The sequence below is a fragment of the Geodermatophilus sp. DSM 45219 genome (assembly GCF_900104025.1).
GTDB lineage: Bacteria > Actinomycetota > Actinomycetes > Mycobacteriales > Geodermatophilaceae > Geodermatophilus.
This window is the reverse complement of the sequence record NZ_FNIQ01000003.1, coordinates 285,520-309,813: the sequence shown is the minus strand read 5'-3', so window position 1 is coordinate 309,813 and position 24,294 is coordinate 285,520. Positions and strand designations below refer to the sequence as shown.

General features: G+C 76.1%; 26 protein-coding genes. 12 read left to right on the top strand and 14 right to left on the bottom strand.

What is annotated here, in order from left to right; translation table 11 throughout:
• The first annotated feature begins 140 nt into the window (after positions 1–140).
• A complete protein-coding gene (locus BLR12_RS25530; protein ID WP_091377344.1) occupies positions 141–2,228 on the top strand; it encodes a GGDEF domain-containing protein in 2,088 nt (695 codons plus the stop codon).
• A 9-nt stretch (positions 2,229–2,237) separates the two neighbouring features.
• Here the strand turns inward: BLR12_RS25530 and BLR12_RS10540 are convergent, their stop codons facing one another.
• Positions 2,238–3,083, bottom strand: coding sequence for a tyrosine-protein phosphatase (locus tag BLR12_RS10540; protein WP_091377342.1), 846 nt, complete (start codon positions 3,081–3,083; stop codon positions 2,238–2,240).
• Between the two features lie 224 nt (positions 3,084–3,307).
• Between BLR12_RS10540 and BLR12_RS10535 the strand changes: the two genes are divergently transcribed.
• Positions 3,308–4,966: a tannase/feruloyl esterase family alpha/beta hydrolase gene (locus BLR12_RS10535; protein WP_091377338.1), complete on the top strand. Its 1,659-nt coding sequence runs from the start codon at positions 3,308–3,310 to the stop codon at positions 4,964–4,966.
• A 64-nt stretch (positions 4,967–5,030) separates the two neighbouring features.
• Here BLR12_RS10535 and BLR12_RS10530 read toward each other — a convergent pair whose 3' ends face one another.
• From BLR12_RS10530 to BLR12_RS10520, 3 genes are all read right to left on the bottom strand, one after another.
• Entirely contained in the window at positions 5,031–5,909 is an 879-nt protein-coding gene (locus BLR12_RS10530; protein ID WP_091377335.1) for a 3-methyladenine DNA glycosylase, read from the bottom strand.
• Between the two features lie 257 nt (positions 5,910–6,166).
• Complete coding sequence (locus BLR12_RS10525) at positions 6,167–8,125, bottom strand: helix-turn-helix domain-containing protein (RefSeq protein WP_255363416.1); 1,959 nt, start codon at positions 8,123–8,125, stop codon at positions 6,167–6,169.
• Positions 8,125–8,880 carry a 3-hydroxybutyrate dehydrogenase gene (locus BLR12_RS10520; RefSeq protein WP_091377331.1) on the bottom strand — a complete coding sequence of 252 codons (756 nt, stop codon included), beginning with the start codon at positions 8,878–8,880 and terminating at the stop codon, positions 8,125–8,127. Before BLR12_RS10520 ends, BLR12_RS10525 begins: the two co-directional genes overlap by 1 nt.
• A gap of 382 nt (positions 8,881–9,262) precedes the next feature.
• On the opposite strand from BLR12_RS10520, the gene BLR12_RS10510 reads away from it, so the two are divergent.
• The 4 genes from BLR12_RS10510 to BLR12_RS10495 all read left to right on the top strand — a co-directional run bounded on the left by BLR12_RS10510 (position 9,263) and on the right by BLR12_RS10495 (position 12,993).
• Entirely contained in the window at positions 9,263–10,228 is a 966-nt protein-coding gene (locus tag BLR12_RS10510) for an ABC transporter ATP-binding protein (RefSeq protein ID WP_091377324.1), read from the top strand.
• Positions 10,229–10,355: 127 nt separating this feature from the next.
• Positions 10,356–11,156, top strand: coding sequence for an ABC transporter permease (locus BLR12_RS10505; RefSeq protein ID WP_091377322.1), 801 nt, complete (start codon positions 10,356–10,358; stop codon positions 11,154–11,156).
• 41 nt (positions 11,157–11,197) lie between these two features.
• Entirely contained in the window at positions 11,198–12,391 is a 1,194-nt protein-coding gene (locus BLR12_RS10500) for a sensor histidine kinase (RefSeq protein WP_176832463.1), read from the top strand.
• On the top strand, positions 12,388–12,993 hold the full coding sequence (locus BLR12_RS10495; protein WP_091377316.1) for a response regulator transcription factor: 606 nt from the start codon (positions 12,388–12,390) through the stop codon (positions 12,991–12,993). Before BLR12_RS10500 ends, BLR12_RS10495 begins: the two co-directional genes overlap by 4 nt.
• Positions 12,994–13,100: 107 nt before the next feature.
• Here the strand turns inward: BLR12_RS10495 and BLR12_RS24495 are convergent, their stop codons facing one another.
• Together BLR12_RS24495 and BLR12_RS10490 are read right to left on the bottom strand one after the other, a co-directional pair.
• A complete protein-coding gene (locus tag BLR12_RS24495) occupies positions 13,101–13,271 on the bottom strand; it encodes a hypothetical protein (RefSeq protein ID WP_176832462.1) in 171 nt (56 codons plus the stop codon).
• Between the two features lie 37 nt (positions 13,272–13,308).
• On the bottom strand, positions 13,309–13,524 hold the full coding sequence (locus tag BLR12_RS10490) for a hypothetical protein (protein ID WP_091377313.1): 216 nt from the start codon (positions 13,522–13,524) through the stop codon (positions 13,309–13,311).
• Positions 13,525–13,716: 192 nt separating this feature from the next.
• On the opposite strand from BLR12_RS10490, the gene BLR12_RS10485 reads away from it, so the two are divergent.
• Both BLR12_RS10485 and BLR12_RS10480 read left to right on the top strand, forming a co-directional pair.
• A complete protein-coding gene (locus tag BLR12_RS10485) occupies positions 13,717–14,661 on the top strand; it encodes a phosphate/phosphite/phosphonate ABC transporter substrate-binding protein (protein WP_091377309.1) in 945 nt (314 codons plus the stop codon).
• Positions 14,648–17,203 (top strand): putative bifunctional diguanylate cyclase/phosphodiesterase, encoded by a 2,556-nt coding sequence (locus tag BLR12_RS10480; RefSeq protein WP_091377306.1) that lies wholly within the window; start codon positions 14,648–14,650, stop codon positions 17,201–17,203. The genes BLR12_RS10485 and BLR12_RS10480 overlap by 14 nt, the downstream gene beginning before the upstream one ends.
• Here the strand turns inward: BLR12_RS10480 and BLR12_RS10475 are convergent.
• The 8 genes from BLR12_RS10475 to BLR12_RS10455 form a co-directional block, all read right to left on the bottom strand.
• Positions 17,200–17,538 carry a lipopolysaccharide assembly protein LapA domain-containing protein gene (locus BLR12_RS10475; RefSeq protein ID WP_091377302.1) on the bottom strand — a complete coding sequence of 113 codons (339 nt, stop codon included), beginning with the start codon at positions 17,536–17,538 and terminating at the stop codon, positions 17,200–17,202. The genes BLR12_RS10480 and BLR12_RS10475 overlap by 4 nt on opposite strands.
• Before the next feature lie 37 nt (positions 17,539–17,575).
• Complete coding sequence (locus tag BLR12_RS24490; protein ID WP_176832461.1) at positions 17,576–17,740, bottom strand: hypothetical protein; 165 nt, start codon at positions 17,738–17,740, stop codon at positions 17,576–17,578.
• 120 nt (positions 17,741–17,860) lie between these two features.
• Entirely contained in the window at positions 17,861–18,289 is a 429-nt protein-coding gene (locus BLR12_RS10470; RefSeq protein WP_091377299.1) for a hypothetical protein, read from the bottom strand.
• Between the two features lie 333 nt (positions 18,290–18,622).
• Entirely contained in the window at positions 18,623–19,243 is a 621-nt protein-coding gene (locus BLR12_RS10465) for a TetR/AcrR family transcriptional regulator (protein ID WP_091377296.1), read from the bottom strand.
• Positions 19,244–19,412: 169 nt separating this feature from the next.
• A complete protein-coding gene (locus BLR12_RS24485; RefSeq protein ID WP_176832460.1) occupies positions 19,413–19,553 on the bottom strand; it encodes a hypothetical protein in 141 nt (46 codons plus the stop codon).
• Positions 19,554–19,671: 118 nt separating this feature from the next.
• Positions 19,672–19,818: a hypothetical protein gene (locus BLR12_RS24480; protein WP_176832459.1), complete on the bottom strand. Its 147-nt coding sequence runs from the start codon at positions 19,816–19,818 to the stop codon at positions 19,672–19,674.
• Positions 19,815–20,804: a ribokinase gene (locus tag BLR12_RS10460; RefSeq protein WP_091377293.1), complete on the bottom strand. Its 990-nt coding sequence runs from the start codon at positions 20,802–20,804 to the stop codon at positions 19,815–19,817. The genes BLR12_RS24480 and BLR12_RS10460 overlap by 4 nt, the downstream gene beginning before the upstream one ends.
• Before the next feature lie 24 nt (positions 20,805–20,828).
• A complete protein-coding gene (locus BLR12_RS10455) occupies positions 20,829–21,326 on the bottom strand; it encodes a DUF6328 family protein (RefSeq protein WP_091377289.1) in 498 nt (165 codons plus the stop codon).
• A gap of 61 nt (positions 21,327–21,387) precedes the next feature.
• Here BLR12_RS10455 and BLR12_RS10450 point away from each other — a divergent pair, with 61 nt between their 5' ends.
• From BLR12_RS10450 to BLR12_RS10435, 4 genes are all read left to right on the top strand, one after another.
• On the top strand, positions 21,388–21,732 hold the full coding sequence (locus BLR12_RS10450) for a DUF3140 domain-containing protein (RefSeq protein ID WP_091377287.1): 345 nt from the start codon (positions 21,388–21,390) through the stop codon (positions 21,730–21,732).
• Between the two features lie 9 nt (positions 21,733–21,741).
• Entirely contained in the window at positions 21,742–22,443 is a 702-nt protein-coding gene (locus BLR12_RS10445; RefSeq protein ID WP_091377284.1) for a methyltransferase domain-containing protein, read from the top strand.
• Positions 22,444–22,516: 73 nt separating this feature from the next.
• A complete protein-coding gene (locus BLR12_RS10440; protein ID WP_091377280.1) occupies positions 22,517–23,539 on the top strand; it encodes a type III polyketide synthase in 1,023 nt (340 codons plus the stop codon).
• Between the two features lie 77 nt (positions 23,540–23,616).
• A complete protein-coding gene (locus tag BLR12_RS10435) occupies positions 23,617–24,270 on the top strand; it encodes a response regulator (RefSeq protein ID WP_091377277.1) in 654 nt (217 codons plus the stop codon).
• The last annotated feature ends 24 nt before the right edge of the window (positions 24,271–24,294 follow it).

Below are 24,294 nucleotides of genomic sequence, written 5' to 3'. Positions count from 1 at the left end.
GCTCTCCCGGCGGACGACACCATACCCCCCCCGGGTATTTGTGTCACTTCCGTGCTGGCGTCCCTCCATGGGGTGGCAGGGCTCAAGGCCCGTACCCGCGCTGCCGATGGAGCGGGCGTGAGCGACACGGGTGGCCGGCGGTGAGCGGTCCCGCGGCGACCGAGGCCCGCGAGACGTCCGGCGCCACCACCGGCCTGCTGCTGAACCACGTGCGCCGGCAGGGTGGGGACGACGCGGTCGCCGAGGTGCTGCGTCGCGCCGGCGTCCCGTTCACCGCCGGGGAGCTCGAGCTGCCGTCCCGCTGGACCAGCTACGACACCCGGATCCGGCTGTTCACCGCCGCGACCGAGGTGCTCGGTGACTCGCGGACCATGTTCCGGGTCGGCAGCGAGGCCCTGGGGCTGGGGCTCACGCCCGCGCTGGTGCTGCTCGTCCGCGCGATGGGCTCACCGCGCCAGGTCTACCGCCAGCTCCCGCGGGCGGTCGCCAAGTTCTCGACCACCTCGACGATGCGCGTCCTGCAGGCCGGCGCCACCCACGCCACGCTCAGCTACCGGCTGCGCGAGGGCTACCGGCACTCCCGGCTGGACTGCGAGTACGCGCAGGGCCTGATCGGGATGGTGCCGACGATCTTCGGCCTGCCGCCCGCCGAGCTCCTGCACACCGAGTGCGAGTCCGACGGCCACCCGGTCTGCATCTACCACCTGACGTGGGAGCGCCGCCGCCGGCTGGGCGGCCGCCGCCGGGACGACGACGCCCCCGAGCTGCTGGCCCTGCGCGAGCAGCTGCGCATCCTGCAGTCGGCCGCCGCCGACCTGGTCGCCAGCGAGGACGTCGACACCGTCCTGCAGCGGATCGTGGAGAAGGCAGCGGAGGCCGTGCTCGCCCCGGGCTGGGTGCTCGCGGTCGACGACCCCGCGGGCGGGCCGGCGCTGGTGCACAGCGCCGGGCTGCCGCAGCAGCAGGTCCGCGCGCTGGCCGCCGACCTCCTGGCCGGCGCGCAGACCGGCCCGAACGTCGTCTCGGTCGACGTCGCCTCGGCCCGGCGGGTGCACGGCCGGCTGGCCGCGGTCTACCGCCCCGGGGACGGCGGCCTCGGTCACGAGCGCGGGATGCTCGGCGCCTACGCCGGGTACGCCGCGGCCGCGCTGGACCTGCTCATGGCGCTGGAGACCTCCCGGCAGGAGGCCCACCGCGCCGGGGCGTTGCTCACCCTCGCCCACGAGCTGGCCGGCGCCACCGACGCCGACGACGTGTGCGCGGTGGTCGCCGAGGCGCTGCCCCGGGTGGTGGGCTGCGACAGCGCCGCGGTGCTGCTGTGGGACCCGGCCGAGGGCGCCCTGCGCACCGCGGCCTCGGTCGACCCGACCGAGGACAACCGCCGGATCATGCACGCGACGTCGATGCGCGCCGAGGAGATCCCGGAGCTGGTCGGCATGCTGACCGACCGGGAGCCGCGCTTCCTGCGGCCGGAGTCCAGCAGCCCGCTGCTGAGCCAGCTGCTGGAGGCGCTGCAGCTCACCGACGTCGTCGCCGTCCCCGTCCTGGCCGGGCGCACCTTCCTCGGCGTGGCGACGGCGAGCTGGCCGGCCGGTCGCGCCCCCGCCGTCCTGGCCGGTGACGTGCTGCACCGCCTGCGCGGCATCGGCGACCAGGCGGCGACGGCGCTGCAGCGGGCCCGCCTGCTGGAGACCGTCCGGCACCAGGCGACCCACGACGCGCTCACCGGGCTGCCCAACCGGGTGCTCTTCCTCGACCGGCTCGGCGAGGTGCTGGCCGGCACCGCCCCCGAGCAGCACGTCGGCGTCCTCTTCTGCGACCTGGACCGGTTCAAGGCGGTCAACGACTCGCTCGGCCACGCGGCCGGCGACGAGCTGCTGCGCCAGGTCGCCGCCCGGCTGCGGGCCGCGATCCGCCCCGGCGACCTGGTGGGCCGGCTCAGCGGCGACGAGTTCGCCGTCCTGCTGCCCGCGCTGGCCCGGCCCGAGGACGCCGGCCGCGTCGTCGACCGGGTGCTGGGGTGCTTCCACCAGCCCTTCCGGCTGGAGGGCAACAGCATCGCCGTGGGGAACAGCGTGGGCGCCGCCGTCCACAGCGGGCCGGGCGGCAGCGCCGACGCCCTGCTCCGCGCCGCCGACGCGGAGATGTACCGGCACAAGAAGAGGACCCCCTTCCCCCCACGGCTCGCGAGCTCGCCGCGGGACCCTGAAGGGGGCCACGAGTCGTAGCCGCGGGTGCTAGTCCCGGAGTCTCGCGCGGAGGGCGGCCTGCTCCTCGGGGCCGAAGCCGTGCGTGGTGAGCCAGCCGGCGGGCCCGCCGTGCCGCTCGGCGAGCAGCTCCAGCAGCCGGCGCATGGTCTCCGCCCGCGGCGTGTGGCTGGCGACGTCGCGGCGGACCATGTCCTCGGCGTACGTCGGCGACGAGCGCAGCTTGGCGACCAGGTCGTCGATCACCTCGGCGGTCAGCGCGTAGTCGGCGACGACCTCCTCGTCCGGCACGCCGGCCACGGTGAGCGCGAAGGCCACCACCACGCCGGTGCGGTCCTTGCCCGCGGCGCAGTGCACGACCGTCGCGCCGTCGTCTCCGGCGGCCAGGGTGCGCAGTGCGGCGACGACGTTCTCCGGACGGTGCGCCAGGTAGCCCAGGTAGGAGCGCACCGCCGGCGGCTCCTCCTGGTCGCCCTCGTCGACCTGCCGCGGCAGGATCGACTCGGCCCAGTCGGCCGGCAGCTCGGGGAGGTCGGCCTCCTCGACGGCGAACACGTCGGTGTGGTGCCCGCGCTCGGGGAGCAGGGTGAAGTGCCGGTGGGTCACCTCGGGGACGTCCCGCAGCGGGCCGCGGCCCTCCAGCAGCACCTCGGCGGTGGTGCGCAGGTCGACGACCTCGCGCAGCCCGACGTCGTCCACCAGCCGGCGGACGTCGGACTCGCTCAGGGTCTGCAGGTTGTCGCTGCGCAGGACCCGGCCGGGGACCGTCGTGCCGCCGTCGACGGTGGGCAGCCCGCCGAGGTCGCGGGTGTTCGTCGTCCCGTCCAGGCGCAGCCAGCGGTCGGTGCGCAGGCGGTCGGAGGCGCTGGGGGTCACACGGACGACGGTACGACCCGCCGGTCCGCCGGCTCCGGGCGTGGGCCCGGCCGCCACACCTGGGGGCGCGACTGTGGAGGTCCCCCACGTGGGGAGCCCCTCCGTCCCGGTCCTACGGTGTGACCTGCCTCACCCGGTGCCCACGGTGGGCGATGGGGTCCACCGGCCGTGCACTCCACCGCCGCGCCCTCACCCGGCCGCCACGGTCGAACGACAGGAGTCCCATGCACCTGACCAGAGCCAGGGCGATCGCGACGGGGGTGGCCCTCGCCGTCGTCGCCTCCCTCGGGTGGACGACGCCGGCGGGCGCCACGGACGCCGCCGCCCGTTGCGCGGCGCTCGTGGGGGTCGAGGTCCCCGCTCGTGTCATCGGCCTGCCGACGACCGGCGGGGAGGTGACCGACGCCTCCCTCGTGGCTCCGTCCGGGAGCGGCACCGCCGCGATCGGGGAGCACTGCAGGGTCAGCGCCGCGCTGCACCCCGTGGACCCCGCCGCCCCGGACATCCGCATGCAGGTGGCGCTGCCCACCACGTGGAACCAGAAGGCGCTCATGTTCGGCGGGGGTGGGTACGACGGGACCATCCCGGCGCTCGACGGGAACGTCCCCTTCGGTCCCGACGACGCCCCCCGGCCGCTCGGCCGCGGTTACGCGACCTTCGCCAGCGACTCCGGGCACCAGACGCCCCCCGGGTTCCTGCCGACCGCCTCGCTCTACGGGGAGTTCCTCGCCAACGACGAGGCGCTGCGCAACTTCGCCGGCGACGCCCTGAAGAAGACCCGGGACGCCGCGGTGTTCCTCATCGGCCGGTACTACGACCGGAACACGCCGAAGCAGACCTACTTCGCGGGCGGCTCCACCGGCGGCCGGGAGGCGCTCGCCGTCGCGCAGCGCTGGGAGCGCGACTTCGACGGGGTGATCAGCGTGTACCCGGCGTTCAACGCCGCCACCCTGGACCTGTACTTCGGCCACATGACCCGTCAGCTCGCCGCGCCGGGCGCGTTCCCCCGGCCCGGCCAGCAGGTGCTGCTCTACAACGCCGTCATCGAGGCCTGCGACGACCTCGACGGGCTGCGTGACGGCGTCATCGGCGACGAGTCGGCCTGCGACTTCGACCCCGTCGTCCTCCGCTGCCCGGAGGGCCGGGACCTCGGCGACGGCTGCCTGTCCGACCCGCAGATCACCGCGATCCGGGCCGTCTCCAGCGCGATCACGTTCGACTACCCGCTGGCCAGCGGGGAGACCGGCTACCCGGGCTTCCCGTACCTGTCCGGCGCGGACATGTCGACGCCGCTGCTCGGCCTGGGGACGACCGCGCCGGCCACCCCCATGCCGAAGACCGCCGGCTACGGCATGCAGTTCTGGGACGCCTGGGTCAAGTACGCGGTGACCCGGGACGCCGGCTACGACTCGCTGTCCCTGGACCCGCTGGCACCGGGCGTCTGGCAGGACCGCATCTCCGAGCTCACCGCGCTGCAGGACGTGAACGACACCGACCTGCGGCCCTTCGCGAGGAGGGGCGGGAAGCTCCTGCTGCTGCACGGGACGGCGGACGAGCTGGTCAGCCACCGGGCCACGGTGGAGTACTACGAGCGCCTGGTGGACACCATGGGGCAGCGCGAGGTCGACGCGTTCGCCCGCTTCTACCTGGTCCCCGGGGCCAACCACGCCAATCTCGCCACGCCGTTCGCCGCCGGCTGGGACTCCCTGACCGCCCTGGACCACTGGGTGACGACCGGCGCGGCGCCGGCCGACCCCGTCGTCCAGGACACCAACCCCGGCGCCACCCGCACGCGGCCGCTGTGCGAGTACCCGACCCACCCGCGGTACAGCGGCACGGGGAGCCCCGACGAGGCGAGCAGCTTCGACTGCGTGAAGGGATAGCCGAGGTCGGGCGCCGCCGGTGCCCACGTGGTCGACGCACCAGGTGGGCACCGGTGGCGCCCGGTCAGTCCTCCCCGAGGGCGGCGCACACGGCGAGCAGGCGGGACCGCAGCTCAGCGCCCCGGCGGGCGGACTCCCGCTGGGCGGCGACGTACTGCGCTCTGCCCTCCGGGGTCTCGATGCGCACCGGCTCGTACCCGGCGTCGCGGAGGTCGTAGGGCGAGGCGCGCATGTCCAGCTCGCGGACGTCGGCCGCCAGCACGAAGCAGTCCAGCAGCAGGTCGCCGGGGACGGCGGGGCCGAGCTTGTAGGCCCACTTGTAGAGGTCCATGGTGGCGTGCAGGCAGCCCGGCTGCTCCATCTGCACCTGGGTCGCGCGGGTGGGCTGCAGCCGGTTGCGGCCGACGGCGGCGGGCGTGAAGAACCGGAACGCGTCGAAGTGCGAGCAGCGGATCGGGTGGGCCTCCACGACCGCGTCGGTGCCGGCCTGGCCGAGCCGCAACGGCAGCGGGTGCCGGTGCTCGTCGTCCCGGTAGACCATCGCCCACTCGTGCAGGCCGAAGCAGCCGGTGTGCGCGGGCCGGGACGCGGTCGCCGCGAGCAGCCGGGCGACGAAGGCCACGGTGTCGCCGCGGTCGGCCAGGTAGGCGTCGCGGTCCAGCGCCACCGCGCCGTCGTCGCCGGTGGCGTACCAGCGCCAGGCAGCGTGCGGCGCCGGACCGTCCGGGCCGGCCTGGAGCGCCACCCCGGCGCCCGGGTGCCAGCGGCGCAGCTGCGCCGGGCGGGCGCTGTAGTACTCGTGGAGGAAGTCCTCGACCGGGTGCCGGGCGCCGGTGGCCCGCCGGGCGCGGTGCCCCGCGGTCAGCGCGTCGGCCCGCTGCGCGTGCGCCTGCGCCAGCGCCGTCCACCCGGCCGCCGGCAGGAGGACGGGGACGGCGTGCACCCGGCCAGGGTAGGCGGCAGGGACCTCCGGCCGTGTCGTGCGGGCGAACTGCCGCCGAGCATCGCCGCATGGCCGGCAAGCCCCTCCCGTGCCGCCTCGGGGTCCACTCCTACGTGCGGCAGCACCCCGCCGACGAACGGTCGCACGGCCCGGACCTGAAGGTCTGTCGCCGGTGCGGCAAGCAGATGGGGGATCTCGGCGGGCTCCCACCGGGCGCGGTGACCGGTCCGGGCTAGGAAGCGGGGACGTCGGCCCGCTCAGCCCGCAGCCGGGCCGGTGAGCCGGTGCAGCCGCAGCGCCAGGTGCACCTCGAGGGCGCGCTCGGGTGCCGACCACCCGCGGCCGAGCAGCCGGCCGACCCGGTCCAGGCGCTGGGTGACGGTGTTGACGTGCACCTTCAGCGCCTCGGCCGCCCGCGCCGGGGAGCCGCCGGCGTCGAACCAGGCGCGCAGCGTCCCGACCAGGTCGGTGCCGCGCCGCTCGTCGTAGTCCAGCACCGGGCCGAGCGTGGCGGTGACGAAGCCGTGGACGTCGCGGCCCTCGCCGACGAGCAGCCCGACGAAGCCGAGCTCCCCGGCGCTGGCCGCCTCCCCGGCCCGGCCGAGCGCGACCAGCGTGGAGGCGCACCGCTGCGCCTCGACGTGCGCGGGGGCGACGGCCGCCGGCCCCTGCGCCGGGCCGGCGCCGCCCACGGTCACCGGCCGGCCCACCGCCGCGGTCAGCTCGCGGCACACCTGGGCCGCGGCGGCGCCGGGCTCCTGACCGGGCAGGCAGAGCACCACCCGCCCGTCGTGCAGCCCGGCCAGCCCGCCGCGGACGGCGGCCAGGTGGGTGGCCTGCGCCAGTGCGCGGCCCCGGGAGCGCTCCTCGACCAGGGCGACGACGACGGCGTGCGGCCGGTCGAGGTCGGCCCCCAGCCGGCGGGCGCGCTCCCGCAACCCATCCGGGTCGCGCAGCGCCGGGCCGAGCAGCTCCTCCAGCAGCTCGCCGCGCACCCGGCCCTCGGCCTCGCTGGCGGTGCGCCGGATGAGCAGCAGCAGGGCGGTGACCAGGGCGGCGCGCTCGAGGATGCGCTGGTCGGCGTCGGACAGCTCGTCGTCCCGGTGCAGCACCAGGCCGCCGAGCAGCTCCGCGCCGGCGGTCACCGCGGCGGTCCACCAGCTGCCGTGGCGCACGGTGCGGCCGGTGGAGCGGGCCAGGGCCAGCGCGGCGGCCGGGTCCTCGGGCAGGTCGTCGTCCGCCGCGGGGGACGGCGTGCCGCGGCCGTGCTCGTCGAGGATGGTGATCCGCCCGCCGAGCGCCTCGGTGACCGCGGCCGCGACGTCCTCCACCCCGCCGCCGCGCAGCACGATGTCGATGAACCGGTCGTGGGCGCCGGCGGCCCGCTCCACCGACGTCGAGTGGGCGCGCAGCTCGCGGGTGGCCGCCGACAGCTCCTCCAGCGCCGCCCGGGTCTCCTCCAGCAGCCGGGCGTTGTCCAGCGCGATGGCGGCGTGCGCGGCCAGCGAGCCCAGCAGCGACACCTCGGAGCGGTCGAAGAGCCGCTCGCTGCGGTCGGCGGCGAAGAGTACGCCGATCACCCGCGAGCCCCGGACCAGCGGCACCCCGAGGATGGCGACCAGCCCCTCCTCGGCCACGCCGCCGTTGATTTCGTCGGTGTGCTGGAAGCGTGGGTCGGCGAAGTAGCGGGCCGTGGCGTAGGGGGCGGCGGTCTGCGCGACGAGCCCGCCGAGGCCGGCGCCCATCGGCAGCCGCAGCGCCTGGAAGCGGGCCGAGACGGAGCCGTCCGTCACCCGCATGTAGGTGTCGCCCCGGGCGTCGTCGTGCAGCGTCAGGTAGGAGACGTCGGTGCCCAGCAGCTGCCGGGCCCGGCGCACGATCGCGGTCAGGACGTCGTCGACGCTGCGCAGCGCGGCCAGGTCGCCGGCGGTGTCGAACAGCGCGGCGAGCTCGGACTCCCGGCGGCGGCGCGCGGCGAACGCGTCGCGCACCTGCAGGGCCAGCAGCTTCACCCGCTCCAGCCCGGCGACGGTGGCGCTGTCGGCACCGGCGGCCCGGGCGCGGACGACCGGCCCCTCGAACTCGATCGCCGCGGCCTCCCCCAGCAGCAGCGCGAAGTACTCGTCAGCGCCGTCGAGCTGCCCGGACCCCGGTGCCGGCCCCCTGCAGGGCCCCGCCGCGAGCTGGCGAGTGGTGGGGGGCAGGGGGTCCTTCATTAGTGGGCGCTCCACCCGCCGTCCATCACCAGGGAGCTGCCGGTGATCGAGGTCGCCGCCGGCGAGCACAGGTAGGCCACCGCCTCGGCGACCTCCTCGGGCTCGATGAGCCGCTTGATCGCGGCCGGGGCCAGCATCACCTGCCCGACCACCTCGTCCTCGGACAGCCCGTGCGCCCGCGCCTGGTCGGCGATCTGGTTCTCCACCAGCGGGGTGCGCACGTAGGCGGGGTTGACGCAGTTGGAGGTGACCCCGTGCGGGGCGCCCTCCAGCGCGATCACCTTCGACAACCCCTCGAGGCCGTGCTTGGCGGTGACGTAGGCGCTCTTGTACGCCGAGGCGCGCAGTCCGTGGACCGAGCTGATGTTGACCACCCGCCCCCAGCCGCGCTCGTACATGTGCGGCAGCGCGCCGCGGACCAGCCGGAACGGCGTCTCCAGCATCAGCCGCAGGATGAGCGAGAAGCGGTCCACCGGGAACTCGTGCAGCGGCGCCACGTGCTGCAGGCCGGCGTTGTTCACCAGGACGTCGACGTCGAGGTCCAGGGCGCCGACCGCGTCGAGGTCGGAGAGGTCGGCCGTCACCGCCGTCCCGCCGACCGCCGCCGCCACCTCCTGCGCCGCCTCGGCGTCGCGGTCGACGACGACCACGTCCGCACCGGCCTGCGCCAGCCGCACCGCGCACGCCCGGCCGATGCCCGACGCGCCGCCGGTGACCAGCGCCCGCCGCCCGCCGAGGGTCCCTGAGTCCGCCATGCCGCGGAACGCTAGGGCGTCGCGCCGTCCGCACACACGGCGGGTGCGCACACACCTCGGCGAGTCGAGGTGGGGAGGGCCCACACGGACCGGCAGCCTCCCGGTACCGGACAGGCCCACATCGGTCCCCCTCGGGACGACCGTCGGCTGGCAGACGGCCACGTGAGTGCGGTCACACGAGGGATCGGGTGGGCACATCGGCAGCCCCGTCCGAGCCCGCCGCCCACGGGTTCCCCATGACACCGGTCACGGGGAACCCGTGGCGCCCGCGCCGCAGGTCGTGAGGGACGGCACCTGTGCCGGCGCGGGGACGGCGGCAGCGTGGGGGTGCGCCCGGAGGAGCGGCCGGAACCCGGCCCGCGGGCGCACCGAGGAGGTCGCCGTGCACCCGTCCGTCGCGCCCGCCCTGCCGTCCCCGGCCGGGTCCCCCACACCCACCCCGCCGGTGCCCGTCCCGCCCGCGGTCGAGGTGGTCGACCTGCACCGCCGGTACGGCGACTTCGCCGCCGTCCGCGGCATCTCCTTCGAGGTCCGGCCCGGGGAGGTCCTCGCGCTGCTCGGCGTCAACGGCGCCGGCAAGACCTCCGCGCTGGAGGTGCTCGAGGGCCTGGCCCCGGCGTCGGGCGGGTCGGTGCGCGTGCTCGGCCACGACCCCCGGCGCGAGCGGGCCGCCGTCCGCCGGCACCTCGGGGTGCTGCTGCAGTCCAGCGGGCTGCCCGGTGACCTCACCGTCACCGAGACCCTGCAGGCCTGGGCCGGCACCCTCAGCGCACCGCGCCCGGTCGCCGAGGCGCTGGACCAGGTGCAGCTCACCGGCCGGGCCGGCGTCCGGGTGCGCAGCCTCTCCGGTGGCGAGCGCCGCCGCCTCGACCTGGCGCTGGCCCTGCTCGGCCGGCCGCGCGTGCTCGTCCTCGACGAGCCGACCACCGGGCTGGACCCGGAGAGCCGGCGCACCGTGTGGCGGCTGGTCCGCGACCTGGTGGACGACGGCGCCGCGGTCGTGCTCACCACGCACCACCTGGAGGAGGCCGAGGAGCTGGCCGACCGGATCGCGGTCATGCGCGCCGGGCAGGTCGTGCTGGCCGGAACCCGCGAGGAGATCGCCGAGACCCAGCCGGCCACCATCCGCTTCACCCTCGACGCGGGCGCCCCGCAGCCGCCGGTCCCGGCCGCCGTCGAGGTGGTGACCCCTGGCCCGCGGGTCGAGTGGCACACCCGCGCGCTGCAGCCGGTGCTCGCCGAGCTGCTCGCCTGGGCCGCCGCGAACGGCGTGGTGCTGCGCGGCCTGCAGGCCCGCGCCGCCTCGCTGGAGCAGGCCTTCCTGGCCGTCGCCAACGCCGCCTGTTGAAGGACCCTGCTGCCCCCCACCACTCGTACGAGGACCCCGTCCTGCCCACCCCTCGCAAGCTCGGGGCGGTGCCCCGGACGGGGCCGGGCCCCTGCAGCAGGGCCATCCGAACCCAGAGGAGACCGTCATGACCGCGCTTGCCACCCCCGCCGCCCCCTCGACGCCGCGCCGCGTCGGCTCGCTCGCCGCCGCGGAGGCGCGCCTGCTGCTGCGCAACCGCACCGCCGTCGTCAACTCGATCCTGCTGCCGCTGCTGCTGGTGGCCGCCATCCCGATGATGGGTCTGGACACCGACGCGCTCGGGATCGACCTGCTGGTCACCGCGGCCGGCGTTCCCCTGGTCTTCCTGACCTACTACAACCTGGTCACCACCTACGTCGCCCGCCGCGAGGACCTCGTGCTGCAGCGGATGCGCACCGGTGAGCTCACCGACGGGCAGGTGCTCGCCGCCACCGCGGTCCCGACGCTGCTGGTCACCGCCGGCCAGATCACCCTGGTCGCCATCGGCGTGGCCGTGCTGGGCCTGTTCCCCGCCCCCGTGGACGTCGTCCTGCCGCTGCTGGCCGTCGCGCTCGGTGCCGTCCTCATGGTCGTGCTGGCCGCCGCGAGCAGCGTGTTCACCCGCACGCCGGAGTCCGCGCAGATCACCACGCTGCCCGTCGTCGTCGGCGCCACGGCGCTGTCGGGCCTGTTCTTCCCGGTCAGTGCGCTGCCGGAGGCGCTCGCCACGGTCGCCCGGCTGCTGCCGCTCACCCCGGTGGTCGAGCTGGTGCAGCTGGGCCTGTCCGGCCGGACGTCGGAGGGGGAGCTCGTCGGCGGCGCCGACCTGTGGTGGGCGGCGCTGGGCCCGCTGGGCACCCTGCTGGCCTGGATCGCGATCGCCGGCTTCGCGACCGCACGGTGGTTCCGCTGGGCCCCGCGGCGCTGACCCGCCCGGCGCGCGACGGGCGGTACGGCAGCATGAGGGCCGTGCCGACCGTCGCGCGCTGGTGGAGCAGCCGCACCGACCCGCAGCGCATCGACCTCTACACCCGCTCGTCGTACTACTCGACGCTGGTGTTCGTCCCGGTCCTGCTGTTCTTCTCGGTGGCGCCGGACTGGGTGACCGCCTCCGCGTGGCAGCCGCTGGTGCTGCTCGGTTCCTCGGTGGTGACGACGGCGGCCTGCCTCGTGCTCACCCGGCGTGGCTTCCGCGACCGCGCCGCCGGCCCCGACCGGCAGGCGCTGCTGGTCGCCCTCGTCTCCGGCCTGGTCACCGTCGGAGCGGCGCTGGCCGTCACGGGAGAGGCGCCGTCGCCCGCCGGCCCGTGGGTGGCCGGCGTGCTGGGCGCCGCGGTGCTGCTGGCGCTGTCGGTCACGGTCCCCACCCGGCCGCTGATCGCCGGCGCCGCGGTCGCCGGTGTGCTGGCCGGCGGTGTGGCGCTGGTCGACGGGAACCCGCCGTTCGCCGCGGTCGTCATCGCCACCTCGATCGGCGTGGCGGTGGGGTTCTTCGTCTCGGCCTTCCGGTTCAGCGTCTGGATCCTCGACGTCGTCCTGGAGATGGAGCGGACCCGCGGGGTGCAGGCGCAGCTCGCCGTCGCCGAGGAGCGGCTGCGCTTCGCCCGCGACCTGCACGACGTCATGGGCCGCAACCTCTCGGCGATCGCGGTCAAGAGCCAGCTGGCCGCCGAGCTGGTGCGGCGGGGGAGGGACGGCGCGGCCGACGAGCTGGCCGACATCAGCCGGGTCGCCGAGGAGTCGCTGCGCGAGGTCCGCGACGTCGTCCGCGGCTACCGCCGCACCGACCTGCCCGGCGAGCTCGCCGGAGCGCGGTCGGTGCTGCGGGCGGCCGGGGTGGCCGTCACGGTGACCGGCGAGGAGCAGGCGGTGGCGCTGCCCGAGCCGGTGCAGACCGCGCTGGGCTGGGTGGTGCGGGAGGCGGTGACCAACGTGCTGCGGCACAGCCGGGCGAGCTGGTGCAGCGTCGAGCTGCTCAGCGTCGGAGGGGAGGCGGAGCTGCAGGTCGCCAACGACGGCGCCGGGGGGACGGCGGGCTCCTGGGGCAACGGGCTGACCGGCCTGGCCGAGCGGCTGGCGGCCACCGGCGGCCGGCTGTCGGCGGGCCCGGACGGCGACCGGTTCGTGCTGGCCGCGACCGTCCCCGTGGGGGTGCCCGCGTGATCCGGGTGCTGCTGGCCGACGACGAGAACCTCATCCGCTCGGCGCTCGCGGCGCTGCTCGCGCTGGAGGAGGACCTCGAGGTCGTGGCCCAGGCCGCCTCCGGGGCCGAGGCGCTGGCGATGGCGCGGGCGCACCGCCCCGACGTCGCCGTCCTGGACCTGCAGATGCCCGACCGGGACGGCATCTCCGTCGCCGCGGAGCTGGCCACGGTGCTGCCCGGCTGCGCGATCGTGATCGTCACCGGGCACGGCCGGGCCGGGCACCTCAAGCGGGCCCTGGAGGCCGGCGTGCGCGGGTTCCTGCCCAAGACGGTGAGCGCGCCGGTGCTCACCGACGTCGTCCGCACGGTGCGCCGGGGCGGGCGCTACGTCGACCCGGAGCTGGCCGCCGAGGCGATCAGCGCCGGCGACAGCCCGCTGACGCCGCGGGAGGCCGACGTCCTGGAGCTGGCGGCCGGAGGTGCCCCGGTCGAGGAGATCGCCGCGCGCGCCCACCTGTCACCGGGGACGGTGCGCAACCACCTGTCGGCCGCGGCGACCAAGCTGGGTGCGCCGAACCGGCACGCCGCGGTGGAGGCAGCGCGCCGGCACGGCTGGATCTGAAGGACCACCCTTCCCCCCACGCCTCGCATGCCGGCCTCGCCCGGAGGCTCAGCCCGAGCTCGCGAGGGTTGGGAGGGGCGAGGCCCTGCTACCTGCGGCGGGGCCGGTCAGGAGTTGCCGGGCTGGACCGGGGCGTCGTCCTGCTGGGCGTCGTCGTCGGTCGTGAGGGTGACCTCGTCGCGCTCACCACCGTCGGACCGGTCCTGGCCGGTCACACCGTCGACCAGGTTGTCCTCCGACGGGCCGGTCCCGCCACCGGCCGGCTGCGGCTCGCTCATGTCGCTCTCCTCGTGTCGTGGTGGGTCCGCCGTCGCATCAGACGCTGCCGCCGGCCCCGCCGCGCTCGGCGCGGGCCACGTCGCTGTCCGCCTTCGCCGGCAGGTCGTCGGGCTGGGCGGCGTCGCGCTCGACGGCCTCCTCACGGGTGAGGGGCACGTCGTCGAAGCCGGTGCCGGTGCTGCTGTCGTCACCACTGCCCGACGCGGTGGGGACGTCCTGCTGGATCCGGTCGCTGCCCTGGGGGTCGCTCACGGGAGCCTCCTGTCCGACGGCGGTGTCCCCCGGGCCATGCCCGCCGTCGCCCCCCTGAAACGACCAGCGGCCGTGCCCGGGGGTGGAGACGGCCGCACCGCCGCGGGACCGAGACCCCAGGGAGCCCCGTGCCCCCTCGGGAGGGTGAGCCCGACGCTCAACTGCCGTTCCGCATTTGCCGATGCAGGGCCCATGACCCGACCCGCCACCGCCCTCGCCGCCGCCGCGCTCACCACCCTGCTGGCCGCCTGCGGGACCGCGACCGCCGACACCCAGCAGCCGGCGGCCGACGCCTCCGCTCCGGCGGAGCCCGAGGGCACCACCCTCGTCATCGGTTCGGTCAGCGACGACCCGGAGGAGGAGGCGGAGGTCTTCCAGCCCTTCATCGACCACGTCGCCGATCGGCTCGGGGACGCGGGCGTGAGCGGCGGGGACGTGGTCGTGGCCGAGTCGGTCGAGGAGATGGCCGAGCTGCTGCGCACCGGTGCCGTCGACATCTACGTGGACAACATGAACGGCGTCACGCAGGTCGTCCAGGACGGCGCCGCCACCCCGCTGCTGCGCCGCTGGAAGGACGGCGCGCCGACCTACCACAGCGTCGTCGTGGCCCGGCGGGACAGCGGGATCACCACGCCGGAGCAGCTGGTCGGCCGCACGGTCGCCTTCGAGGAGGAGACCTCGACCGACGGCTACTTCCTGCCGGTCAGCACGCTGCGGCAGCTCGGCCTGACCGTCTCCCAGGTCGCCGAGCCCACCACGGCACCGGCTGCCGACGAGATCGGTTTCGTCTTCTCCGGCGACGACGAGAACACCGTCTTCCTGGTGCTGGACGGCCGGGTCGACGCCGGCGCGCTCAGCGAGGAGGACCTCGCCGAGAACGCCGGGAGCCGCGCCGACGAGCTGGTCACCGTGGCCCGCAGCATCGACGTCCCCCGGCACGGTGTCGTGGCCCGGGCCGACCTGGACCCCGCGCTGGCACGGGCGGTGACCACGCTGTTCACCGGTCTGCACGAGACCGCCGAGGGCCGCGAGGTGCTCGAGGAGTTCGACGACACCGCCCGCTTCGACGCCCTCACCGCGGCAGACCTCGCCCCCGTGCTGGACCTGCGCCGGTTCCTGGGCGATGGCACGCCCTGAGCCGCACCGGCGGCGGCCGCGGTGGTCGCCCGCCTCGCGACTGGGCCTGCCGGCCCGCTTCGCCCTGACCCTCGTCGTCGTCGGGCTGCCCATCGGGGTCGGCGGCACGCAGGTGGTCGTCGACCGGCAGGTCGCGGCGCTCGAGGCCACGGCCGAGGACAGCGTCCGTGGCGTCCTGCAGCTGCTGGAGTCCTCGGTCACCAACCTCGTGGTGACCGGGGACATCTCCGGTCTGCACGACGAGCTGGGCGACGTCCGCCGGCACGAGGGCGTCACCGACACCTTCGTCGTCGACGAGGACGGCGTCCTGCTCGCCGACGGGACCGACGACGAGGACCGCCGGTTCACCCGTCCCGAGCTGCACGCCGAGGTGCTGGCCGCCATCGCGTCCTCCCCGGGCGAGCCGTTCCTCTTCGAGCACGACCAGCACCTGGACACGGCCCTGCCGCTGATGCTCGGCGACGAGCGCATCGGCGTCGTCGTGGTCGAGTACTCGCTCGCCGAGGTGCGCGCCGAGGCGGTCCGCTCCCAGCGCACCGGCGTGGCGCTCGGGCTCGCCTTCACCGGCCTGGCCGGGCTCGCCGTCGCCCTGCTCGCGGTCCGGCTCACCCGTGCCCTGGTGCGGCTGACCGACTTCGCCCGCGTGGCGGCGGAGGACCACCTGCCCCGCGTCCTCGCGGCCGTCCGCGAGGGCCGGCCGGTCGAGGCGCACCTGCTGGCCGCGCCGGCCGAGGTGGGCAACGGCCGCGAGGCGCGCCGGCTGGCCGACGCCCTGGGCACCTACGGGTCCGTGGTGACCGGGATGGCCGGCGACCTGGCCCGGCTGCTGCGGGAGACCGACGCCCGGTTCGCCAGCGCCTTCGACGGCTCCGCGGTCGGCATGGCGATCCTCGACCCCGAGGACGGCCGGCCGGTGGCCGTCAACGACGCGCTGTGCCGGCTGCTGGGCCGGTCCCGGGCGGACCTGCTGGACGCCTCCCTGCCGGCACTCGTGCACGCCGCGGACCGCCCCGTCTACGACGCCCGGCTGACCGCGCTCCTCGAGGGCAACGCCCCCGGTGCGCCGGTGGAGGTCCGCTACGTGCGCGGGGACGGCGAGGTGGTCTGGACGATGGCCAGCGCCGCGGTCCACCGCGACGAGGACGGCGCCCTGCGCGCCGTGTTCCTGCAGCTCATCGACGCCTCCGCGCGCAAGCGGGCCGAGGGCGACCTGATCCGGCTGGCCTACCACGACGTCCTCACCGAGCTGCCCAACCGGGCCTACCTCCTCGAGACGCTCGAGCGGGCGCTGACCCGGGCCCGCCGGACGGCCGCGCCGCTGGCGGTGCTGCTGCTGGACGTCGACCACTTCAAGGTGGTCAACGACAGCCTGGGCCACGACGCGGGTGACGTGCTGCTGCGCGAGGTCGCCGCCCGGCTGCGCGCGGTCGTCCGGGACGGCGACACCGTCGCCCGCTTCGGCGGTGACGAGTTCGTCGTCGTCGCCGAGGCCCCCTGCGACGAGCCGAGCGCCACCGCGCTCGCGGAGCGCATCGGGGCGGCCCTCCGCGCGCCCGTGGTCGTCAACGGCCGCCCGGTCCACGTGACGGCCAGCATCGGCGTCTCCGTCTCCAAGGGCGGCCGCGACGCCCGGGGCCTGATCCGGGACGCCGACACCGCGGCGTACTGGGCGAAGTCCCGCGGCCGCGCCCGCCACGAGCTGTTCGACGAGGAGCTGCGCCGCCGGGCCGACGCCCGCCTGGAGACCGAGCAGGAGCTGCGGCTGGCGCTCGAGCGCGACGAGCTGGTCCCGTACTACCAGCCGGTGGTCTGCACGACGACCGGCGAGGTGCTGGGGCTGGAGGCACTGGTGCGCTGGGAGCACCCGATGCGCGGCGTCCTCGCCCCCGGCGCCTTCATCGAGGTGGCGCACGAGACGGGGCTGGTCGTGCCCCTCGGCCGGCGGGTGCTCGAGCAGGCCTGCCGGGACCTCGCGACGTGGGACGCCCTCGGGCCGGCCCGGCCCTGGGTCTCGGTCAACATCGACGCCCAGCAGCTGCACCTGGACGGCTTCGCCGACGAGGTGGCCCACGTGCTCCGCGAGACCGGCACGGACCCCGGGCGGCTCAAGCTGGAGCTCACCGAGAACGCCTTCCTCGACCAGGCCTCGGTCGAGGCGGCCCGCAGGCTCCGGGCGCTGGGCGTGCCGCTGGCCGTCGACGACTTCGGCACCGGGTACTCGTCGCTGCACTACCTGCGGCGGCTCCCCGTCGACGTGCTCAAGGTCGACCGGTCCTTCCTGGAGGACCTGTCGGTCGACCCGCAGGCCGACGCCGTCGTCCGCGCCATCGTCGAGCTCTCGCACACGATGGGCCTGACGGTGGTCGCCGAGGGCGTGGAGACCCCCGAGCAGCTGGCGACGCTCGCCGCCATCGGGTGCGATGCCTCGCAGGGCTACCTCATCGCCCGGCCGATGCCGGCCGGCTCGGTGCCCGGCCACCTCGCGGGCGAGGCGGCCCCTCCGGCGGTGCCGGTCCTCAGCGGCGCCGTCGGCACGTCCTAGGAGCGGCGGCGCCGGGCGCGCAGCACGAGGGAGGCCAGGCCGACCAGCAGGCCACCCAGGGCGGCGGCGATGACCAGGGCGAGCACCAGGGGTGCCTGCACGTCGGTGAACACCAGGCTGATCTCGACGGTCTGGGTGTTGAAGACGACGAAGAGCACCAGCAGCACGGTGACGAACAGCAGCAACGCCAGGGCCAGGGTGCGCCCGATGGTGCGGCCGGCGTGGCGCTCGGTCGTCGTACCGCCGGTGGGCGCCGGGCCCGTCGTCCCGGGGCCCGTGGTCGGACCGGTGGCGCCCGGTCGCGGGCGCGTGGGATCGGTACCGGGTGAGGTCACGGGTCGAGTCTCGCGCCGACCGCGGTCCCGCGCACGGTCAGCGGTGCGCGTCGGGCTCGGTCCCGGCCGGTGGCCAGCTCGGCCCGGCCACGCCGTCGGCGGGGCCGGGGGTGCCGCCCTGGGACTCCGGGTCGCCGGGCGGAGCGGCCTCGCCGCCGAGGGGCTGGACGTCGCGCGGCTCGTCGGGCTCGGGCATGGTCATGGCCCGAGTGTGCGTCGGCGCCGTCCGCAGGGCGACCGCACCGCCGTGCCTGCCCTGGTGCGGGGAAGTCGGGCTCTGCGCGGTGCACCAGAGCCCGACTTCCCCGCAGCCGGGCTCCGACTACTCCTCCCGGAGGACCGGGCCGGCCTCGTGGTTCGGGTGGCCCTTCGTCCGCTCGCGCTGCTTCATCCGGGCCTCGAACACGTGCCGGTCGCCGCCCGACAGCTCGGCGCGGGCGCGCTCGTCGAAGGCGCGGAAGACCGACCAGTAGTTGGCGTCGTAGTCCTCGACGATCTGGAAGGTCCAGCGGTCGGCGACGACGTTGCGGCCGACGAGGTCGCGGTCGAGGTCGTCGGCGAGCTCGGTGTGGCCGGCCTTCCGGAGCAGCTCGACGGCGTCCTGCAGCAGCAGGTCGGCCTTGCCGGAGTGCTGGTGGAAGCCGTACAGCTGCCCCCGCGCCTGCTCGATGGTCTCGAGGGCCTCGGAGAGCTTGCCCAGGCCCTCCACGGTGGTGTCGTCGAGGTCGGGCCGGCTGCGGTCGGTGCTCACCGGCCCATCCTGCTGTCCCAGGTGGCTCCCCGCCGGGCGACCGCGGAGGAGCGGGGCCCGGAGGGTTCCCGACGAGTGGTCGGGGGGTGGGGCTCAGCGCAGCCGGGGGACGGCACCTGGCCGCGGTGTCGGCCGGGAGGAGCGGGGCCCGGAGGGTTCCCGACGAGTGGTCGGGGGGTGGGGCTCAGCGCAGCCGGGGGGCGGCCCCTGGCCGCGGGGTCGGCCGGGAGGAGCGGGACCCGGAGGGTTCCCGACGAGTGGTCGGGGGGTGGGGCTCAGCGCAGCCGGGGGACGGCCCCTGGCCGCGGTGCGGTCCGGAGGACCGCAGTGGGATCAGCGGGCGACGGCGATGTCGATCAGCTGCTCGGCCAGCGCGCGACCGTGGGAGGCCGGGCCGTCGGGGCCGAGGAGCCCGCCGGAGAGGTACATCCCGTCGATGATCAGGTGCACCTGCGCGGCGAGGTCCTCGCCGGCACCGGGCGCCACCTGCTCGGCGAGCCGCTCCAGGCGGGCGTGCAGCTCGAACTTGTAGTCGGCCGCGGCGCTGCGCGCGGGGTGCTCCGGGTCGTCGTACTCGCTGCTGACGTTGGTGAACGGGCAACCGCGGAAGCCGGCCCGGGTGACGTCGGACTCGACGGTGTCGACGACGGACAGCAGGGCCGCCCGGGGGTCGTCCTCCAGGCGCGCGAGGTCGGCGTCGATCCGGGCCAGCACGGTGGCCGCCTTGCGTGCGAGGTAGGCCCCGACCAGGTCGTCCTTGCTCTTGAACAGCCGGTAGACCGTCATCTTGCCCAGGCCCGTCTCGCGGACCAGCTCGTCCATCCCGACGCTGCGCGAGCTGCGGGTCGCGAACAGCCGCTCAGCGGTGTCCAGGACGATGGCCTGCCGCTCGGCCCGGCTCCGGCGGACGGGGGCGGAGTCGTCGGCGACGAGGGGGATGGCGGCTGCGGTCACGTGCGGGATGCTGCCCCAGGGCGTGACGGAGCAGTTCGCGGCACGCCGGGAACGCCGGACAGGTGGTTGCGGTGAGTGACGAGGTACGCCCGGGCCGACCGGGACCCCGGGGATCGGTGGGACGCGTGTGACGGTTCCCGCCGCCGCGGCCGACCGATCCCCGCGGGGTTCAGCCCCGGCGGATCCTGCGCGGGTTGGCCAGCATGCGGACCAGCGGCGGGGTCGCGTCCTGGCGCGCCTGCGACTCGTCCGCCGGGCGCTCCTCGGGGGCCTCGGTGCCTACACGGGGCTGGTGCTGGGTGTCCTCCATGGGACCAGGGTCCCCCGCACGGTGGGTGACGAAACAGCCCCGACCCGGTGAACGGGGGTGGCGGCCGGGAGAGATGCGTCACGGCCCGGTCCCCTCGGCCACCGGGCCGGGACCGCGGTCAGGGGGTGTCCGCGCCGCCCCCGGACACGTCGCCGCCCTCGGCGGGCTCCTCGGCCCGCGGGGTGCGGCCGGCGTCCTCCTGGCCGGGCGGGTCGCCGCCCTCGGCGGGCTCGGGCGTGCGGGGCGGGCGCTCCGGTTCGCTCATCGGGGTCCTCCTCGGTCGTCGGCTGAGTCAGGCTGTGCCCGGTCGGCTGCCGGGTCAACCGCCTCGCCGAGCGGGACGGCGGGCGGCAGCCCGGGCCGCGCCGCGGCGACCGCGGCCGCGTCGGGGAGCGCTCCCCGGGCGCCCGGTCCGGAGGTCGACAGCGCCGCGGCGGTGGCCGCGGTCGCGACCGCGTCGGCCGGCGCGGTCCCCGCCGCCAGCGCCACGGCCAGCGCCCCGCAGAACGCGTCCCCGGCGCCGGTGGTGTCCACCGGTCGCACCGGGAGCGGTGGCTGCAGCACGGCCGGGCCGCCGGCGGGCACCAGCAGCGCGCCGCGCGCGCCGAGGGTGACGACCACCGTGCCGGCCGTCAGGGTGCGGGCCAGCGCCGCCAGCTCGCCGGGCGTCCGCTCGCCGGCGGGTGCCCCGGCCAGCTGCACCAGCTCGTGCTCGTTCGGCACCAGGACGTCGACCCGGGCGAGCAGCTCCGCCGGCAGCGGCTGCGGCGGTGCCGGGGTGAGGACGACGGTGCCGCGTGCCACCGCGGCCGCCGCCTCGACCGTCGCCAGCGGCACCTCCAGCTGGAGCAGCACCACCCGCGCGTCGCGCACCGCCGCGGTGTCGACGTCCGCGGGTGCCAGCTCGGCGTTGGCTCCCGGGACGACGACGATCAGGTTCTCCCCGCTGTCGTCCTCGACCGGGATGGTGGCGGTGCCGGTGGGGGCCCCGGGCGTCCGGTGCACCGCGGTGACGTCGACCCCCGCTTGGGCCAGCGCGGCCAGCTGCCGGTCCGCGGCGGGGTCGTCGCCGACCCGGCCGACCATGGCCACGCCGTCGCCGAGTCGCCCGGCGGCCGCGGCCTGGTTGGCCCCCTTGCCGCCCGGCGCCAGCACGGTCCCCCGGCCGACCACGGTCTCGCCGCGCCCGGGGAGCCGGGCGACCCGGACCAGCACGTCCTCGTTGAGGCTGCCGACGACGGTGACGCTCACCCGCGCAGCATGCCCCGGGGCGGGTCAGCCGTCGGCGCGGCGGCGCTGGCGCAGCGGCAGCACGTACCAGGCCACGACGCCCAGCACGACGACGAACCCGCAGGCCACGAGGGCCGGTCGGCGGCCGAGGACGACGTCGAGCACCAGCAGGACCGCAGCCGCGATGCCGAGCAGCAGCAGGGCGAGCCCGACCAGGAGCGCGCCGTCGGCGAAGGCGACCAGCTGCTCCTTGCGCCGCTGCCGGAACAGGGTGCGGTGGAAGGACACCGGCGCGATGAGCACCAGCGTCGCGGACGCCGTGCTGAGCAGCGTCACCGCGTAGACCGTCGTCCCGAAGGTGCCGAGCTCGTCGAAGCGGGCGCTGAACGGCAGCGTGAGCAGGAACGCGAACAGGATCTGCACGCCGGTGATGGCCACCCGCATCTCCTGCAGCAGCTCGGCGAGGTTGCGGTCGAGCACCTCCTCCGGCGTCTGGCCGCGGGCGACCGCCGCCCCGGCCAGGTCGCTCCGTTTCCGCGCCACCCACCTGCGGTACCGCGGTGCCCGGGGCGCGACACGCGCCAGACCGCATGCGGAGGCAGCCATGGCGCACGACGAGGACCCGGACACCGTCCGTCGCGAGTTCGGCGAGGCGGTCAACATGAGCCCCTCGGAGCTCGAGGAGTGGCTGGCGACCGACGAGTCGCAGTCGGTCGGCCAGAAGAAGGACGGCGCGGGCGAGTCCACCGGCCACGCCGAGGGACGCCGGATCGTCGAGCTGCTGCGGAAGAAGAAGGGCGACCTCGACGACGACGACCTCGCCCACATGCGCAAGGTGCACGGCTACGTCGCCCGCCACCTGGCCCAGCAGCCGGCCAAGGAGGACGTCGAGCACTCGAGGTGGCGGTACTCGCTGATGAACTGGGGGCACGACCCCCTGAAGGGCTGACGGCGACACATGACCCAGCTCCGCCCGAACGACCCCGCCCAGTACGACGACCTCGCCGACCAGTGGTGGGACGCCTCCGGCGGGTTCGCCGCGCTGCACTGGCTGGCCACCTCGCGGGCCGAGCACATCCCGCCCGCGCGGGATCCGGGCGCGGTGCTGGTCGACCTGGCTTGCGGCGGGGGGCTGATGGGACCGCACGTCGCCCGTCTCGGCTTCCGGCACGTCGGCGTCGACCTCGGCCTGCAGGGCCTGCGGGTGGCGCGCGAGCACGGCGTCCTGCCGGTGCGCGGGTCGGTGCTCGCCGTCCCGCTGGCCGACGGGTGCGCCGACGTCGTCGTGGCCGGCGAGATCCTCGAGCACGTCGAGGACGACGTCGGGGTGCTCGCCGAGTGCGCCCGGGTGCTGCGTCCCGGCGGCACGCTGGTCCTCGACAGCCTGGCCGCCACCCGGATCGGGCGCTTCCTCACCACCACCGTGGCCGAGCGGCTGCCCGGCGGACCGCCCCCCGGCATCCACGACCCCGCGCTCTACGTCGACCGTGCCCGCCTGCTCGCCGCCGCCGACGACCTCGGCCTGGAGCTGCGGCTGGTCGGCCTGCGCCCCTCGTTCCGCGACGCGGTGGCCTGGCGGCTGGGCCGGCGGCAGTCCGTGCGGATGAAGCCGGTGCGGTCCACGGCGGTCGTCTTCGCCGGCTACGGGCGGCGCCGGTGAGGCGGCCGACGGAGCGGCGGAGCGGACCGGTCGCCCGTAACGTCGGTGGCATGACCGCCCCTGAGCTGCGCCGATGAGCGCCGTCCTGACCGGCGCCGGTCGGGCGTTGCCGACGACGATCGAGCAGGACGCGGCCTGGGACGGCTTCTTCGCCGAGCACTACGCCGGCATCCGCGCCGCCAAGCGGGTCTTCGCCGGCTCCGGGGTCCGCCGCCGGCACGCCGTCGCCAACCCGATCGACGAGGACATCAGCGGCTGGAGCACCGGGGCGCGGATGCAGCGCTACGTCGAGGAGGCGCTGCCGCTGGGCAAGCAGGCCGTCGCTGCGGCCCTGGACGACGCCGGCCTCGCACCCGGCGATGTCGGCCTGTTCGCCGTCGCCACCTGCACCGGGTACGCCACCCCGGGCCTGGACATCCGGCTGGCCAGCGACCTGGGCATGCCCCCGGGCCTGCAGCGGCTGCTGGTCGGGCACATGGGCTGCTACGCCGCCATCCCGGGTCTCGCGGCGGTGGGCGACTACGTGACCGCGCGGTCCCGGCCGGCCGTGCTGCTGTGCTGCGAGCTGACCAGCCTGCACGTGCAGCCGGCGGTGCGGGAACTGGACCAGGTGGTGGCGCACGCGTTGTTCTCCGACGCCGCGGCCGCCGTGGTGCTGGAGCCCGGTGCTCGCGGCCGCCGGCTGGCCGGCGTGGTGGCCCGCACCGACGCCTCCACCGCCGACCACATGACCTGGGACGTCACCGACCTGGGCTTCCGGATGGGCCTGTCACCGCGGGTGCCCGACGTGCTGTCCCGGCACGTCGGCGACGTCGTCGACGAGCTGCTGACCGGGGCCGGGCTGCGGCTCGAGGACGTCGCCGGCTGGGCCGTCCACCCCGGCGGCCCGCGGATCCTCGACGTCGTCCGCGACCAGCTCGGGCTGGCCGAGGAGCAGCTGGCCGCCTCGCGGCACGTGCTGGCCGAGCACGGGAACTGCTCGTCGGCCACGGTGCTGCTGGTGCTGGAGGAGCTCGCCGGCGTCGACGGCCCGGTCGTGGCGATGGCCTTCGGCCCGGGCCTCACCCTCTACGCGGCCCTGTTCCTGCCCGCGTGAGTCCGTGAGGCTGGTGCCCGAACCCGCCGATCACTACGGTGTGTGAGGTGGATCACTCTGCGGAGGGGGGCGCGGCAGTGGAGTCCACCGACGCCCCCGTGCGTGTCTTCCTGGTCGACGACCACGAGGTGGTCCGGCGCGGGGTGGCCGAGGTCCTCGAGGAGGACCCGGTGATCACCGTGGTCGGCGAGGCCGGGTCGGTCGCGGAGGCGCTGGCGCGCGTCCCCGCGGTGCGGCCGGACGTCACCGTCGTCGACATGCGGCTCCCCGACGGGGACGGCGCGGAGGTGTGCCGCCGGCTCCGCGAGCGGGTGCCGGGGCTGCGCTGCCTGGTGCTGACCAGCTTCCCCGACGAGGACGCCGTGGCCGCCGCGGTCGCCGCCGGTGCCTCGGGCTACCTGCTCAAGCAGGTCCGCGGCTCGGCGCTGGTCTCCGCCGTCCGGACGGTCGCGGGGGGCGGCACGCTGTTCGAGCGGGACGCGGGGGCCTCGGTCACCGCGCGCCGCCGCCCGGCCGAGCGGGACCGCCGGCTCGCGGTGCTCACCGAGCAGGAGCGGACCGTGCTGCGGCTCATCGGCGAGGGGCTGACCAACCGCCAGATCGGCACCCGCATGGGGCTGGCGGAGAAGACGGTGAAGAACTACACCAGCCACCTGCTGGCCAAGCTGGGCCTCGAGCGGCGCACCCAGGCGGCCATCCTCGCCACCGAGCTGCGCGACCGCCCCGAGTGAGAGGACCCCCCTGCCCCCCGCCGC